Here is a 15,576-nt window from a genome sequence, read left to right on the forward strand (position 1 = left end):
CCTGGAACCTAGATGAGAGTAAGAAAAGTGAAGCGAGAGTCTGAGGCTCTCGCTTTTATATTGATACATAGTTCCTAGATCCTAGAGGCAGGTTCCTAGAAGAGCGGTTCTTGGACCTAGGCCCCGGGTAAGAGCGGAGAGATCCTTGGAGCTGTAGTGCTGTGAACTTTATAGCCTTACCTTGCCAACTTCATTGATGGTGAAAAAACGGTATTCAGGGTAGTAGACCCAATATGTATTTTGCTCTTCAGAATCTCTGGCAAACTGAAGCGAAATGTCTCCACCTTTCATCTTAATTACGACGTCAAATCGCTCTAAAGGGTGCGAGTTCCTTCCTGCGATGAAAGCAAAATTCTTCAGTCTTTTCTCCAACAAGTTTCGGTTGAAGGCCATATCAGAGGTAATACCTTCAATATCATCAGCAAGCAAACTACGAAGCTCAGCTCTCCCTAGTTGGGGCAAGCTCATCATTAAGGCCAAGGTAACAACAAAGTTCATCACCATTACAACAATGATTTTTGGATTTAAGCGCTTGGCAAAGATCATCATCAGGATAAACGCGATGATTGATAGCAGTATTCCTATTCCAGAAACAGTAAAAACTAAATCCAGTATCCTCAGTAACATGCCAATCCCTGTGCACTAACTCTCGTAAATCCTTATCCTGAACCTCGCGTCACTACTTAAAACAGTTCCAAGTTCTAGGTCTTAAGTAGGAGCATATATGATTCTGGGTGTGGGTTCCTAGAGATCAGCACTCAGTTCTGGGAAAAACAAAAATATTCGCTAAAGCCTTCATTTTCGCTCTTTCTCGTGTCTAGTCTCTGCTTCTCCTTCTCTTCCCGCTTTTCCTAGGACCAGCTCTTTCTAGGTTCTAGCACCTGCTCCAAAACAACAAAAAGGGAGCCGAAGCTCCCTTTTGGATTATGAATCAATAATTCGTATTAGTTGTTACGAATCCACTCATCCATATCAGATTTCAGGTTGTCAGACTTAGTACCGAAGATAGCCTGAACACCGCCACCAGCTACAACCACACCGGCCGCACCTAGCTTCTTCAAACGATCTTGGTCAACGTTGTCAACGCTTGCTACAGCAACACGTAGACGAGTGATACATGCGTCTAGGCCTGTGATGTTCTCTTTACCACCGAATGCCATAACTAGGTCTTTCGCTAGCTCAGAACCTTCAGCAGCAACACCTTCACCTGCTTCTTCTTCTTCACGACCAGGTGTTTTCAGGTCAAGCTTAGTGATTACAGTGCGGAATACTACGTAGTAGATTGCAGCGTAAACCAGACCAACACCAACCATTAGAACCATCTTCTGTGCGTGACCAGACAGAACTAGGAAGTCGATTAGACCGTGTGAGAAAGATGTACCGTGTACGAAGCCAAGTGTGTTAGCAACAACGTATGCAGAACCCGCTAGTAGAGCGTGGATTCCGTACAGAACTGGCGCAACGAATAGGAAAGAGAATTCGATTGGTTCAGTAATACCTGTTAGGAATGAAGTCAGCGCAGCTGACGCCATGATACCCATAACTTTTACGCGGTTTTCAGGCTTAGCACAGTGAGCAATAGCGATTGCAGCAGCTGGAAGACCGAACATCTTGAACATGTAACCGCCCGCTAGCTGACCGAAGCCGTTACCAGCGATACGAGAAGCTTCATCAGCAACTAGGTAACAAGTTAGAACGCCGTTCTGTGTTTCGCCAGCAGCGTTTACACAAGTACCTGCTTCGAAGAAGAAAGGAACGTTCCAAACGTGGTGCAGACCGAATGGGATCAGTGAGCGCTCAACGATACCGTAGATACCGAATGCCACTGTTGGGTTCTGGTGAGCAGCCCAATCAGAGAATGCACCGATAGCCGCACCGATTGGTGGCCATACGATAGAAAGAACAATACCTAGACCGATAGCGGAGAAACCAGTGATGATTGGCACTGCACGCTTACCAGCGAAGAAACCTAGGTATTCTGGAAGTTGGATACGGTAGAAGCGGTTGAATGCCCAAGCCGCAACACCACCGACTAGGATACCACCTAGTACACCTGTATCGATTGACTCAACACCCATCACACCAGCCATTACGCTTAGTGTTGCTGTCATGATGCCGTAGCCAACGATAGCTGCAAGACCTGCAACACCGTCGTTGTTAGTAAAGCCTAGCGCTACACCAACAGCAAATAGAAGGGCCATCTGGCCGAATACGGAACCACCTGCTTGTTCCATCAGGTTAGATACGATTTCAGGGATGAAGCCAAGGTTAGCTGCACCAACCCCAAGTAGGATACCAGCAACCGGTAGTACTGATACTGGCAGCATCAGCGACTTACCGACTTTTTGCAGGTTTGCAAAAAGGTTCTTAAACATAATGTGCTCCTGAGTGAGTGTTTTATTTAGATTTTCAGTCTTTATCAGCGGCCTACCCCCGTAGCCATCTGCCGATTAGACCGTCATTTTTAATACAGGTTAAGTATAAAATGTGGTGCTAAATATAACTTGATGGCCATCAAAATTACCAATAGGTCATGAAATATAATTTCAAAACTCAATATAGATCACAGTTGAAATTTCGACTACTAAAGATGCGAAATAAATATAAATAACTGAAACAAAAAGAAAATAAACCACAAAGCAGCACCTACAACAAGATGTAATAATCTTTCAGTAATGTAAGCTGTGTTACTTTACGTTACGAAGTAAACTATCAACTTTAATTAGTGTTTTTTGGTTTTATTTGCAGTTTTTATTGAGGTTTTTTGAATATTGGATAGGCAGGAGATAAAAAGTACAAAAAAAAGGAGCTTAAGCTCCTTTTTTATCCTTAGCTTCGTTTCGCTTGCGAAAAAAGCGTAAAGAAGTTGTCGGTGGTTACCCGCTCGACTTCTGCAACCGAGACCCCCTTCAGAAGGCCAATATGTTCTGCAACTTCACGCACATAAGCTGGCTGGTTCTGTTTGCCACGGTAAGGGATCGGGGCAAGGTAGGGAGAATCCGTTTCGACCAGCAGGCGCTCCAGTGGCAACTGGCTAACCACATGCTTGAGCTCAGAGGCTTTGTTGAAGGTGACAATACCCGAGATAGAAATATAGAAACCCAGCTCGATGGCAGCCTGAGCCATTTCTAGGCTCTCGGTAAAGCAGTGCAGCACACCGCCACATTTCTCGGCCCCCTCTTCGCGTAAGATCTGCAAGGTATCTTCACGAGCCATACGAGTATGAATAATAAGAGGCTTATTGAGTTCAACCGCCAAGCGCACATGCTGACGGAAAATCTCTTTTTGCTGCTCGGCAAGCTCCGGTTGATAATGGTAGTCAAGACCGGTCTCACCAATCGCTACTACACGCTCATGCTGGGCATATTCTCTCAGCTTATCGAAATCAAAGCCTTCTTCGATATCCAATGGGTGGACACCACATGATGCAAATACATTGTCATGCGGCGCAATCATCTCCATCATGGTCGGGAAGCTTTTCAACGTCACGCCAACCGACAGGCAGTAATCAATGCCTCGGGCTTTTGCCTTGGCCAACACATCATCAATCCCTGTATGAAGTTGCTCGTAATCCAATTTATCCAGGTGACAATGCGAATCAACTAGCACGTTTCTTTCCTCAATATTCTGTAAATTAACGATGCCTCATCATTGAGACACTATTGGTGGTTCATGAAGCCAGTCAACCAATCGACAATCAAGAGCTCAACATTCAGCCCCGGATGGCGTTCCAGTTTCTGATACAGACTGTTAGCCTGTCTGGTTTGCTCAAGCAAGGTCGTGGGTGTAATAACCGCGGCAGCCTGCTCAACCAAAGGCAATGACTCGCTGTGAACCAAGTGCGACGTCACGCCCTGCTGCCACTTCATGCAATCGACAAGGAAGTAGCTCAGCCATTTCAGACTATGGTGCCCTTCTTTGGTACATAACCCAGCGACATCATATAAGCCGAAGAACGGCGGGCGCAAAAATTCAGCAAAGGTAGCCAATAATTTTGCGTAACGGATATCTTGACCCTGTTCAATGAACTGCTGGGTTGCAATCGGTGCTGAGCCATTGAGCCTAACGGTTTCCAGCTTAATACTTTGCATCAACTGCTTTTCTACCCAACGCTTGGTTTCCTGCTCTTGTGGCATCGCCAAGCGCCATTTGTTACAGCGGCTATTGATAGTAGGCAACAAGTTATCCAGTGACGAAGCCAACAGGACAAACTGACAACCCGACGGTGGTTCTTCCAGCGTTTTAAGCAAGGCATTTGCCGCAGCCTCCCCCATGGCGTCTGCACCATCGATCAGGATAATCCGCTCACCGCCGAGCTGTGAGGTCTCAACAGCCCAACGGTTACATTGCCTGACAGCATCAACCCCGATCTGTTTGCCTTCCTGAACAGGTGCAACAACATGAAAATCAGGGTGAGTACCCGCTTCAAACAGCTTGCAGCTATGGCATACGCCACAGGGCTCACCACCCGCCCCTGCAGCCCCGTTCTGGCACAGTACTGTTTTTGCCAGGTGCCTAGCGAGCGCTTCTCGTCCGCTCCCATGAGGAGCCACAAGAAGGATAGCATGATGCATCCGCCCCTGTGCCAGCAGCTGCTGCCAGCCTTGCCATACACTTTCCTGCCACGGATAAAGCATATTACAGCTGCTCCAGCCAGTGTTTAACCGCATCACGAATATCAGCCGTTACTTTTTCCAGCGACTGGCTAGCATCAATAATCACAACGCTCGGATCGGCTTCAGACAACTCCAAGAAACGGGCACGGGCACGGTGGAAAAAGTCGATATTCATTTTTTCGATACGATCCAGCTCACCACGACCCCGGGCCCGCTCAAGACCGAGTACCGGATCAATATCCATATAGATAGTAAAGTCGGGGCGGAAATCACCCAGTACTGTATCGCGAAGACGCTCCATGACTACGCGGTCAAAACCACGGCCACCACCTTGGTAGGCCTGAGAAGACATATCATGGCGGTCACCGACTACCCATTGACCTTGGTTCAAAGCTGGTTTGATGACATTTTCAACAAGTTGCGAGCGAGCGGCGTAAAGCAGCAGCAGCTCAGCCATATCTGTCAAAGGCTCATCAGGGTGGCCTTCCTTGACCAAGGCTCGCATTTGCTCGGCCAATGGTGTACCGCCCGGTTCGCGGGTTGACGTGAACTCTTCGATACCCTGCTCGGCCAGTACTTGAGTCACTTGCTGAATGGCAGTGCTTTTCCCTGCGCCTTCCAGCCCTTCAATTACGATAAATTTACCAGTCATTATTGTTGTCTTAGTATTCTTAAATATTCACGCACAGCACGGTTGTGTTCTGTTAACGTTCTCGAGAATTTATGGCCACCTTTGCCATCAGCCACAAAGTAGTAATAGGTGCTGTCATCCGGGTTTACGGCAGCCAACACAGATGCCTTGCTCGGCATCGCAATCGGTGTTGGCGGCAAGCCGAAAATGGTATAGGTGTTATATGGAGTAGGCGTTTGCAGATCGCGCTTACGGATCCGGCCTTCATATTTATCACCCATCCCGTAGATCACGGTTGGATCGGTCTGTAAACGCATCCCCTTATGCAGGCGGTTCATAAACACCGATGACACCAAGCCACGCTCATCATCAACCGCGGTTTCTTTTTCGATAATCGAGGCCATGATCAACGCTTCATAAGCATTTTTCAGTGGGACTTCTGCATCGCGCTCGTCCCAGGCGGTACCCAGCAAGCTCTGCATATCACGGAACGCCCGGCGCAGAAGCTCAAGATCAGAGGTACCCGCCGTGTAATGGTACGTTTCTGGCAATAGGAAGCCTTCAAGCTTTTCCACATCAGCGCCCAGCGCTTTGGCGATATCGGCTTCACTCATCCCTTCGGTTGCATGGGTCACATACGGTGCCTGCTGCAGCTGAGCTAACCAATCAACAAAACGTTCACCTTCGACCAAAGTGATGGCAAACTGCTGTTCACGGCCAGAGGCAACCAGCGCCAACACGTCTTTCAGTGTCATCGCCGGGGTAATTTGATACGTGCCCGACTTCAGGTTTGCCAGTTGTGGGTCAAGCCTCGGGATCCACCGTGTCCATGGCGACTCAACCACGATATCTTGGCTAGCCAGCTGGTTAAGCAATCCGCGGTACGACGTACCAGCTCTTACCGTCAGTAAGACTTCTTGTTGGTTCTCTACTTGCACATCAAGCGATGATTTCACTTGCTGATACGACCAACCCAGTCCACCGGCAGCCACTAGGCCCAGCAGGATCACAACAATCGCCAATTTCTTTAGCACGAATACAACCTCTTGTTCAGCTCACCCAGCAAGGTCTGTTGAGTGAATGTTATTCCATTGATTTCATTTACTGGCACTAACGCCATGAGGGCATTAGTAATAAAGATTTCGTCAGCACAAAGCAAGTTATCAAGCGGCGAATTGACAATTTCTGAACAATAATCCAATTCGGTTACCAACTGCAATATATGCCGCCGCATCACTCCCCTCACCCCGGACAGTTCCAGGCTTGGGGTATATAGCGTGTTGCCTTTGCGCCAAAAGATGTTCGAGGCAATAGATTCCACCACGTTACCTGCCACATCCAACACCACGGCATCCAACCACTGGTGTTGTTCTGCTTCCCGCTTGAGCAGCACTTGTTCAAGGCGGTTAAGGTGCTTGTATCCAGCCAGCATCGGCGAATGCGACAAGCGTTGCTGGCAAACGCCCAAGGCGACACCGTCTCGCTGCCACTGCCGATAATGTGCAGGCCAAGCAAATTGTGACACAACAACCTGTGTATTGGTGCAACCAGAGGTACTGTATCCTCGGCCACCACTGCCGCGGCTGATCAGTATCTTGAGCCCACCTTTGTCAGGATAATGGGCGGCAAGCCCACGCACGGTTGCCGCTAGCTCATCCCAGTTTGGGGCTGCAATACCCAGCATCGAGAGTGTTTCCTTTAACCGCTCGAGATGAAAGGGCCAAAGCCGGATCTCACCACTCTCTACCAGCATAGTCGTAAAGCAGCCATCGCCATACTGCATCGCCCTGTCGGTCACCGCTATCTGGCTGTCTGGTTTTCCGTTGATCAGGATCATCTTGCTTCCTGCTCGATATTTTCAAAAAATAGATAAAAAAAACGGCCCGGTGCATAACACCGGGCCGCTCTATGATAACAGGTTATCGTTAGATTTTCTTGAACAGCAACGAGCCGTTTGTACCACCGAAACCGAACGAGTTACACAGTGCGTACTCAAGATTTGCCTGACGCGCTTCGCCTGGTACATAGTCCAGATCACAGCCTTCATCAGGGTTTTCTAGGTTGATTGTTGGCGGGACTACCTGGTCAATAAGAGTCATTGCTGTGATGATAGCTTCAACAGAGCCAGCTGCACCCAGTAGGTGACCCGTCATAGACTTAGTCGAAGATACCATGACTTTATCAGCAGCGGCACCCATCGCACGCTTGATGCCAAGCGTTTCGGCAACGTCACCAGCAGGCGTCGATGTACCGTGGGCATTAATGTAGCCGATCTTATCAGCATTGATACCCGCATCACGGATACATGCTTCCATTGCCAGTGCGCCACCAGAGCCGTCAGCACTTGGTGAAGTCATGTGGTAAGCATCGCCACTCATGCCAAAGCCAACAAGCTCAGCATAAATTTTCGCACCACGTGCTTTTGCGTGCTCGTATTCTTCAAGCATCATCATACCGGCGCCGTCGCCAAGTACGAAACCGTCACGGTCTTTGTCCCATGGGCGAGATGCGCCCTGAGGATCGTCGTTACGGGTAGACAGTGCTTTAGCAGCCGCAAAGCCGCCCATGCCTAGAGGTGTAGATGCTTTCTCAGCACCACCCGCTAGCATCGCATCGGCATCACCGTATGCGATCATACGTGCAGCATGACCAATGTTATGAAGGCCAGTTGTACACGCTGTAGAGATTGCGATATTTGGACCACGTAGACCGTGCATGATCGACAGGTGGCCAGCAATCATATTTACAATTGTTGATGGAACAAAGAATGGGCTGATTTTACGCGGGCCCTTTTCCATCAAAGATTGATGGTTAGCTTCAATCAAGCCAAGACCACCAATACCAGAACCGATAGCAACACCCACACGGGCTGCATTTTCTTCAGTTACTTCAATGCCAGAGTCTTTTAATGCTTGCACGCCTGCTGCAATGCCGTATTGGATGAACAAATCCATTTTACGGGCATCTTTCTTCGACATGTATTCTTCACAGTTGAAGTCTTTGACCATACCAGCAAAACGAGTAGCGAATGCGCTAGCATCAAAATGTTCAATAGTGCTGATACCGCTAGTACCGGCTAGAAGTGCTTTCCAAGATGATTCAACAGAATTACCTACCGGTGATAGCATACCCATGCCAGTAACAACTACGCGACGCTTAGACACGATTTATTTCTCCGGGAATTGAGGATAAAACAGATTTCAAAAGAAAAAGTCAGGCGGTCATGGTGACCGCCTGGGGGGAGTTCTTTAATTACTCAGAAGCGCCAACAACGTAGTCGATTGCAGCTTGAACTGTAGTAATTTTTTCAGCTTCTTCGTCTGGAATCTCAGTGTCGAATTCTTCTTCAAGAGCCATTACTAGTTCAACTGTATCTAGAGAGTCAGCGCCTAGATCGTCAACGAAAGATGCTTCGTTCTTAACTTCAGCTTCGTCTACACCTAGTTGCTCGATGATGATTTTTTTTACGCGTTCTTCGATGTTGCTCATTAATCTATTTCCTTAAAACAAGAATTCGCTAATGCGATTTGCTGTAGTTTATTCAATACTGCAAAAGTTGCAATACTCAAGATGCTGGTCAAACCACGATTTTCAGTGAAAACTAGTTGAGTTTGACTTGCATCATCAAGTTATGCAACTTTTTTGATTAAATCATGTACATGCCGCCGTTGACGTGCAATGTCTCGCCGGTTACATAACCAGCATCTTCAGAGGCTAGGAAAGCCACGGCTGCTGCAATTTCACGCGGGTCGCCAAGGCGGCCAGCCGGAACACCAGACAGTGTCGCGGCGCGCTGATCGTCTGTCAGTGCCTTGGTCATGTCCGTTTCAATGAAACCCGGTGCCACGGCATTCACGGTAATGCCACGAGAAGCCACTTCACGTGCCATTGATTTGGTAAAGCCAATCAGGCCTGCTTTAGCCGCTGCATAGTTAGTCTGGCCTGCGTTACCCATAGTACCCACAACCGAACCGATGCTGATAATACGACCATGACGCTTTTTCATCATTGCACGCAATACCGCTTTAGACAGACGGAAGATAGACGTCAGGTTGGTGTCCATGATGTCCTGCCACTCGTCATCTTTCATACGCATCAGAAGGTTATCACGGGTAATACCTGCGTTGTTAACTAGGATGTCAACATCACCGAATTCTTCTTTGATCTGCTTAAGTACAGCTTCAATAGATTCAGGGGAAGTGACATTCAGCGCAAGGCCTTTACCATTGTCACCCAGATAAGCGCTGATCGCTTCTGCGCCGCTCTCAGAGGTTGCAGTACCGATAACTTTCGCACCGCGTTCAACCAAAATCTCGGCAATTGCACGGCCGATACCACGGCTCGCACCTGTTACCAGCGCAATTTTTCCTTCCAGGCTCATTATTAATCCTCTTTGATGAAATTGGTTACTTGGCAGCGTCAAGGCTAGCGATGTCGTTTACCGCTGCGCTGCTCACTGAACGATTAATTCGTTTTGTTAGACCAGTCAATACTTTACCTGGGCCGAACTCAAGCAGAGACTCGACACCCTCACCGGCCATACGCTCAACAGACTCGGTCCAGCGTACTGGACTGTGAAGCTGCTTAACCAGCGCACTCTTGATCGCCGCAGGATCCGTCTCAGTCGCCACGTCAGCGTTGTTGATAACGGGTACTGCAGGTGCTGAGAAAGTAATGCTCTCAAGGGCTTCTGCCAGCTTATCAGCGGCAGGCTGCATCAGTGCACAGTGAGAAGGCACAGAAACAGGCAGCGGCATTGCACGCTTGGCTCCTGCTTCTTTACAAAGCACGTTAGCACGCTCAACGGCTTCTTTGTTACCCGCAATAACCACTTGACCCGGTGAGTTGAAGTTTACCGGTGAACATACCTGATCTTGCGCGGCTTCTGCACATGCCTTGGCAATCGCGTCGTTGTCCAGACCAATGATGGCCGACATTGCGCCAACACCCGCAGGAACGGCTGCTTGCATCAGCTGACCACGTAGCTCAACCAGCTTAACCGCATCTTTGAAGTCGATAACACCGGCACATACCAGTGCTGAGTACTCACCTAGGCTGTGGCCTGCCACTACTTCAGGCTGGGCGCCGCCAACTTCTTGCCATACACGCCAGATAGCCACTGAAGACGTCAGAAGCGCAGGCTGAGTGCGGTGAGTTTGATTCAGGTCTTCAGCTGGGCCGTTTTGCACCAATGCCCACAGGTCATAACCTAATACTTCAGATGCCTCAGCAAAAGTTTGCTTAACCACATCGTACTGCTCAGCCAATTCAGCCAGCATACCTACGGTTTGAGAGCCTTGACCCGGAAATACAATCGCGAACTTAGACATTCGAGAATCCTTATTCTATGTAACTGAAAACTCAGTTTTGCTAAATCGGGTGAGATGCTAGAGCCCCCACCCAAACTAAATATAAAGAAGGTGTGTTTAGAACTTCACCAGCGCCGAACCCCAGGTGAAACCACCACCAAAGGCTTCGAGCAGCAATGTCTGGCCACGCTGGATACGGCCATCACGTACCGCTTCGTCCAGCGCCGTTGGCACGGTTGCCGCCGAGGTATTACCGTGGCGATCAAGGGTGACAACAACCTGATCCATCGACATCGAAAGCTTCTTCGCTGTCGCTTTGATAATACGCAGGTTCGCTTGGTGCGGGACCAGCCAATCCAGCTCGGACTTATCCATGTTGTTGGCTGCCAGCGTGTCTTTAACCAAGTTAGATAGCTGGGTTACCGCTACCTTGAACACTTCGTTACCGGCCATGTACAGCCACTTGTCATCACTGAAGTCTTGGCCGTGCTCAGGCACGCCTAGGCTCAATAGCCCACCAAAGTGGCCATCAGCGTGAAGGTGGGTCGAAATGATACCCTGCTCTTCACTTGCTCCGATAACAACAGCACCTGCAGCATCACCAAATAAGATGATCGTCGAACGATCGCTTGGATCACAACGGTGTGATAGGGCATCAGCACCAATCACCAGGACATTTTTCGCCATACCGGTTTTGATATGCTGATCGGCAACACTCAACGCGTAGACGAAACCAGAACACGCTGCAGCAATATCGAAAGCTGGGCAGCCTTTGATATCCAGCATACCCTGGACCTGACAAGCTGCCGATGGGAACGCGTGGCTCGCACTGGTTGTCGCGACGATAATCAGGTCGATGTCATCTTTCTCAATGCCTGCCATCTCAATAGCATTCAATGACGCCTGATACCCCATTACCGCGACAGTTTCGTCTTCGGCGGCAATGCGGCGCTCTCGAATACCGGTACGAGCGACAATCCACTCATCGTTGGTTTCAACCATTTGTTCTAAGTCGGCATTAGAACGTATTTGCTCCGGCAGATAGCTGCCAGTACCTAAAATTTTGCTATACATGAAGACTAATAATGCCTCTCGAGTAAGACTTCTTCCAAACGGTCACTGATTTTTGTCGGTATTTGCCGTTTGACCTCGTGTACCGCTTCACCAATCGCATTAGTAAAGGCGGTTGTATCAGCACTTCCGTGGCTTTTCACCACAATACCGCGCAATCCTAACAGACTCGCGCCGTTATACTGGTCGGGGTTCAACTGTTTCAAACTGTTAAATAGGTCGCTAAACAGCCACCTCGCTAGCAGTCGTTTCAGTGGATTACCGTAAATAGCACGTTTAATCGCACCAATAAACAGATTGGCTACCCCTTCACTGGTTTTAAGGCTGACATTGCCTACAAAGCCATCACAGACAATGACATCGGCCTTACCGCTATAGAGCTGATCACCCTCAATATAACCGATGTAATTGATATCCGGCGACTCAGCCAGCATTTCAGCACAGCGTTTGACGAGATCATTACCTTTGATCTCCTCTTCACCGATATTGAGCAACGCCACCCGTGGTGGTGTCACATCGCCTTGTTCAGCCAGTACCGCCCCCATCACCGCGAACTGGAACAGAGTATCAGCATCACACGACACATTAGCTCCTAAGTCTAGCAGCCAAGTCTTGGTCTCGTTGTGAGTCGGAATAGCAGAAACCAGTGCGGGACGATCCACTCCGGGTAATTGCTTGAGGATATAACGAGACAAAGCCATCAGGGCCCCGGTATTACCGGCGCTGACACAGGCATCAGCAGTGCCTTCGGAAACGGCTTCCAGTGCTAAACGCATGGATGATCCCTGACTCCGACGCAAAGCCTGAGAAGGACGGGTATCGTTTGCTATGACGTGATCGCAATGGACAATGCGAAGACGAGAGTGATTCGTTTGATTCAGGAGGGATAGTTGGGTAGTGATCGCACTTTGATCACCAAATAATATGACTTTGAGCTCTGGGAATTGCAACAGTGCCTGCACGGAGGCAGGCACTGTTACTTGAGGACCGAAATCCCCACCCATTGCATCAAGTGCAACGGTTAGACCACTCAAGGCTCAACCTTACTTGTTGATAACCTTACGGCCACGGTAGAAACCGTCAGCTGTCACGTGGTGACGTAGGTGAGTTTCACCACTTGCAGAATCTACAGACACAGCTGCAGTTGTTAGTGCATCGTGTGAACGACGCATGCCACGTGCTGCACGTGATTTTTTGCTCTTTTGTACGGCCATTAACCCTACTCCTGTTAAATTACTTACTTAGATTTTTCAATACTGCAAACGGATTCGGACGCTCATCAGCAACGGGGATCTCACCAAAAGTCATGTTTCCGCTGGCTTTGCAGTCAGCTTCCTCATGCATAGCGACTTGAGGTAATTCCAGAATCAATTCGTCTTCGACGATTTGAACCAGATTGATCTCACCATTTTCGTCGACATCAGCCGGCTCATAAGCTTCCGGTAAATCGTCTGCTGCCTCTGGTTTGAGGAGCGGACTGTAACAGAACTCAACACGATATTCGTGTTTGAATCCTTCCTGACATCTCTGACAGGTCAGCATCACTTCAACATCTGCGCTACCGCGCATAAATGCGATTCGACGCTGGTCCAAGTCAAATGACAAGGTGACGTTTGCATCACGTGTTACGCTCTGCGTTGACTCGGCCAAACGCTCAAGTAATTCGGCTTTGATGATGCCATCATAGTCGAGTTTTTTTTGAGCAGCACGAACCGGGTCAACCGTAAGCGGCAATTTTACCTTTTGCATAGGGCGCGAATATTAGCCTTGTAATCAGTTTGAGTCAAAGGAAATGTGCGTGAATTAACAGCATTTAGCCAATTCGTATACTCAGTGTCAGATACAAGCACTGCAGCACTGCCACTTCCACCATTTTGTCTGTTATCTGCCTATCCACCAATAACTTGTACGGCAGTAAATATCAGCTCAAATAACACACAAAAACTGGCGAAAACCCAACCAAGAGGCCTGCTTCACCTACCATTATAACGTAGCCATCGCAAAGCAAGGTGCGTAGACTACCACAACCTAGCATTAACCCGGTAATAGTCATGCGCCAACCTTTACTCTTGGCTTCAACCTCCCCTTTCCGCCAATCGCTATTGCAAAAACTCGGCCTTCCTTTTACGACAGCCAAACCCGATACCGATGAAACACCGCTCCCCGGCGAACAAGCACAGCAGCTCGTCACCCGCTTAGCCCAGTCCAAAGCCATGGCATGTGCCGGTGAGCACAGCGAGCACCTCATTGTCGGCTCCGATCAGGTCTGTGTAATTGATGGCGCTATCATAGGCAAACCCCATACTGTTGAGAATGCCTGTCGCCAACTAAAGGCAGCCAGTGGTAAAACCATCACCTTTTATACCGGCCTGTGTCTACACAACGCCAAAACCGGCGAGAGCGAGGTGATCTGCGAACCCTTCCATGTCCACTTCCGCCAGCTCACTGATACTGAGATCCGCCATTATGTTGAACGCGAGCAGCCGCTCAACTGCGCTGGCAGTTTCATGTGTGAAGGACTAGGTATCGCCCTGTTTGAGCGTCTCGAAGGCCGTGACCCTAATACCCTTGTCGGCTTGCCATTGATTGCCCTGCGGGAAATGCTCGCCAAGCAAGGCATCAGCGTATTATAAACGCAAAAAAACGGCAGGAAGTCCTGCCGTTTGTCTGTACCGAATAGACGCTATAAAAAGCCGCTGCTTTATTACAGTGGTTTACGCCTCAGCTTCTCAACTGCCTGCTGCAACTTGTGCTCCATCGGCGCACTGATATCCATCAACTCTTCGCTTTGCGGGTGGGTAAACTTGATGTTCGCCGCGTGCAGGAACAACCGGTTCAAACCAACCTTCTTTGTAAAGGCATCAAAGCGCGGGTCACCGTAGCGGTCATCCCATGCAATCGGGTGACCGGTATATTGGCAGTGCACGCGAATCTGATGGGTACGACCCGTTACCGGACTGGCCTGTACCAAAGTCGCTTGGTCCAGACGTTCAAGTACCTTGAAGCGGGTATCACACGGCTTACCGTTAGGGTTGACCCGGACAATACTGTTCACTTCGTTCTTCAGAAGCGGAGCGGTCACTTTCTTGCAGTTAGCCTTCCACTCCCCCATCACCAAGGCAAAGTAGTACTTCTGTACCGTCTTGTTACGGAACTGCTCTTGTAGCTTGCGCAGCGCAGAACGCTTTTTCGCCACGAGCAAAATGCCTGACGTATCACGGTCAATGCGGTGCACCAACTCGAGAAAGCGTGCATCAGGGCGTAATGCCCGCAATGCTTCGATAGCACCGAATTTTAGGCCACTGCCCCCGTGTACCGCTGTACCGGAAGGCTTATTGAGGATCAGCATATGATCATCTTCATAGATAATGCATGCTTCAAGCTCTGCCACTTTATCCAACTTGGTGCTGATAGGTGCTTGGTCTTCTTTTTCCGGTATCTTTACCGGAGGAACCCGAACAAGATCACCGTCCTGCAATTTGTATTCTGGTTTTATACGTTTTTTGTTCACTCGCACTTCGCCTTTACGCAGAATGCGGTAAATCATACTTTTTGGTACGTTTTTTAGCCGTGTACGGAGAAAGTTATCGATCCGTTGGCCTGCAAAGTCATCAGATATTTCGATGAAGTGCACTTTTGGTTTATCATCTTTCATGGGTTTCATTCTAACATGCATGCAAAGCAGATTGCCGCAAAAAAGTCACCCTGCTATCATTGTCGTGCACAGATAGGAAAATTTGCCTACTTTGCCGACAGGGTGAACAGAATAACACCCGATTGATGACTATATATACCGCTCTGATGAAAAACGCAGCATGTGGCGTAAGACGTTTAATTCTTCGGAGTGTTTTTTTAGTGTCCTTTAGCAACGAAAAAATTACTGGTGTGACAGATACCGCCGTAACCATCGGTGAACCAGCTGTGCATTTTCAGATCTAAACATCTTGGT

General features: G+C 48.8%; 17 protein-coding genes. 1 reads left to right on the forward strand and 16 read right to left on the reverse strand.

All coding sequences use genetic code 11. The features are described 5' to 3' along the window. Positions 1-168 precede the first annotated feature (168 nt). The 15 genes from L4D79_RS17145 to yceD all read right to left on the reverse strand — a co-directional run bounded on the left by L4D79_RS17145 (position 169) and on the right by yceD (position 13,376). The gene (locus L4D79_RS17145) at positions 169-627 is read right to left on the reverse strand and encodes a hypothetical protein (protein WP_428652788.1); all 459 of its coding nucleotides are present in this window, start codon (positions 625-627) and stop codon (positions 169-171) included. 317 nt (positions 628-944) lie between these two features. Then, the gene (gene ptsG, locus L4D79_RS17150) at positions 945-2,375 is read right to left on the reverse strand and encodes a PTS glucose transporter subunit IIBC (RefSeq protein ID WP_428652789.1); all 1,431 of its coding nucleotides are present in this window, start codon (positions 2,373-2,375) and stop codon (positions 945-947) included. 454 nt (positions 2,376-2,829) lie between these two features. After that, complete coding sequence (locus tag L4D79_RS17155) at positions 2,830-3,609, reverse strand: TatD family hydrolase (RefSeq protein WP_428652790.1); 780 nt, start codon at positions 3,607-3,609, stop codon at positions 2,830-2,832. Positions 3,610-3,659: 50 nt separating this feature from the next. Continuing rightward, complete coding sequence (holB, locus tag L4D79_RS17160) at positions 3,660-4,637, reverse strand: DNA polymerase III subunit delta' (protein WP_428652791.1); 978 nt, start codon at positions 4,635-4,637, stop codon at positions 3,660-3,662. Between the two features lies 1 nt (position 4,638). Further along, positions 4,639-5,268 carry a dTMP kinase gene (gene tmk, locus L4D79_RS17165; protein ID WP_428652792.1) on the reverse strand — a complete coding sequence of 210 codons (630 nt, stop codon included), beginning with the start codon at positions 5,266-5,268 and terminating at the stop codon, positions 4,639-4,641. Beyond that, positions 5,268-6,281 (reverse strand): endolytic transglycosylase MltG, encoded by a 1,014-nt coding sequence (mltG, locus tag L4D79_RS17170; RefSeq protein WP_428652793.1) that lies wholly within the window; start codon positions 6,279-6,281, stop codon positions 5,268-5,270. Before mltG ends, tmk begins: the two co-directional genes overlap by 1 nt. Then, entirely contained in the window at positions 6,275-7,084 is an 810-nt protein-coding gene (pabC, locus tag L4D79_RS17175) for an aminodeoxychorismate lyase (protein ID WP_428652794.1), read from the reverse strand. Before pabC ends, mltG begins: the two co-directional genes overlap by 7 nt. Before the next feature lie 88 nt (positions 7,085-7,172). Further along, positions 7,173-8,411 (reverse strand): beta-ketoacyl-ACP synthase II, encoded by a 1,239-nt coding sequence (gene fabF, locus L4D79_RS17180; protein WP_428652795.1) that lies wholly within the window; start codon positions 8,409-8,411, stop codon positions 7,173-7,175. An 88-nt stretch (positions 8,412-8,499) separates the two neighbouring features. Further along, a complete protein-coding gene (acpP, locus tag L4D79_RS17185; RefSeq protein ID WP_016961388.1) occupies positions 8,500-8,736 on the reverse strand; it encodes an acyl carrier protein in 237 nt (78 codons plus the stop codon). 157 nt (positions 8,737-8,893) lie between these two features. Further along, the gene (fabG, locus tag L4D79_RS17190; RefSeq protein ID WP_428652796.1) at positions 8,894-9,628 is read right to left on the reverse strand and encodes a 3-oxoacyl-ACP reductase FabG; all 735 of its coding nucleotides are present in this window, start codon (positions 9,626-9,628) and stop codon (positions 8,894-8,896) included. 25 nt (positions 9,629-9,653) lie between these two features. Then, positions 9,654-10,577 carry an ACP S-malonyltransferase gene (gene fabD / locus L4D79_RS17195; protein WP_428652797.1) on the reverse strand — a complete coding sequence of 308 codons (924 nt, stop codon included), beginning with the start codon at positions 10,575-10,577 and terminating at the stop codon, positions 9,654-9,656. A gap of 96 nt (positions 10,578-10,673) precedes the next feature. After that, the gene (locus tag L4D79_RS17200; RefSeq protein WP_428652798.1) at positions 10,674-11,630 is read right to left on the reverse strand and encodes a beta-ketoacyl-ACP synthase III; all 957 of its coding nucleotides are present in this window, start codon (positions 11,628-11,630) and stop codon (positions 10,674-10,676) included. A gap of 5 nt (positions 11,631-11,635) precedes the next feature. After that, positions 11,636-12,661, reverse strand: coding sequence for a phosphate acyltransferase PlsX (plsX, locus tag L4D79_RS17205; RefSeq protein WP_428652799.1), 1,026 nt, complete (start codon positions 12,659-12,661; stop codon positions 11,636-11,638). A 9-nt stretch (positions 12,662-12,670) separates the two neighbouring features. Beyond that, positions 12,671-12,841, reverse strand: a complete 171-nt coding sequence (gene rpmF, locus L4D79_RS17210; RefSeq protein WP_006231206.1) for a 50S ribosomal protein L32 — start codon at positions 12,839-12,841, stop codon at positions 12,671-12,673. A gap of 19 nt (positions 12,842-12,860) precedes the next feature. Further along, positions 12,861-13,376, reverse strand: a complete 516-nt coding sequence (gene yceD / locus L4D79_RS17215; RefSeq protein WP_428652800.1) for a 23S rRNA accumulation protein YceD — start codon at positions 13,374-13,376, stop codon at positions 12,861-12,863. 302 nt (positions 13,377-13,678) lie between these two features. On the opposite strand from yceD, the gene L4D79_RS17220 reads away from it, so the two are divergent. After that, positions 13,679-14,260, forward strand: a complete 582-nt coding sequence (locus L4D79_RS17220; protein ID WP_107349557.1) for a Maf family protein — start codon at positions 13,679-13,681, stop codon at positions 14,258-14,260. Between the two features lie 71 nt (positions 14,261-14,331). On the opposite strand, the gene rluC is transcribed toward L4D79_RS17220, so the two are convergent. Then, positions 14,332-15,282, reverse strand: coding sequence for a 23S rRNA pseudouridine(955/2504/2580) synthase RluC (gene rluC / locus L4D79_RS17225; RefSeq protein ID WP_428652801.1), 951 nt, complete (start codon positions 15,280-15,282; stop codon positions 14,332-14,334). Between the last annotated feature and the right edge of the window lie 294 nt (positions 15,283-15,576).

Origin of the sequence: Photobacterium satsumensis, assembly GCF_050336935.1 — a bacterium.
GTDB classification, from domain to species: Bacteria; Pseudomonadota; Gammaproteobacteria; order Enterobacterales; family Vibrionaceae; genus Photobacterium; species Photobacterium satsumensis.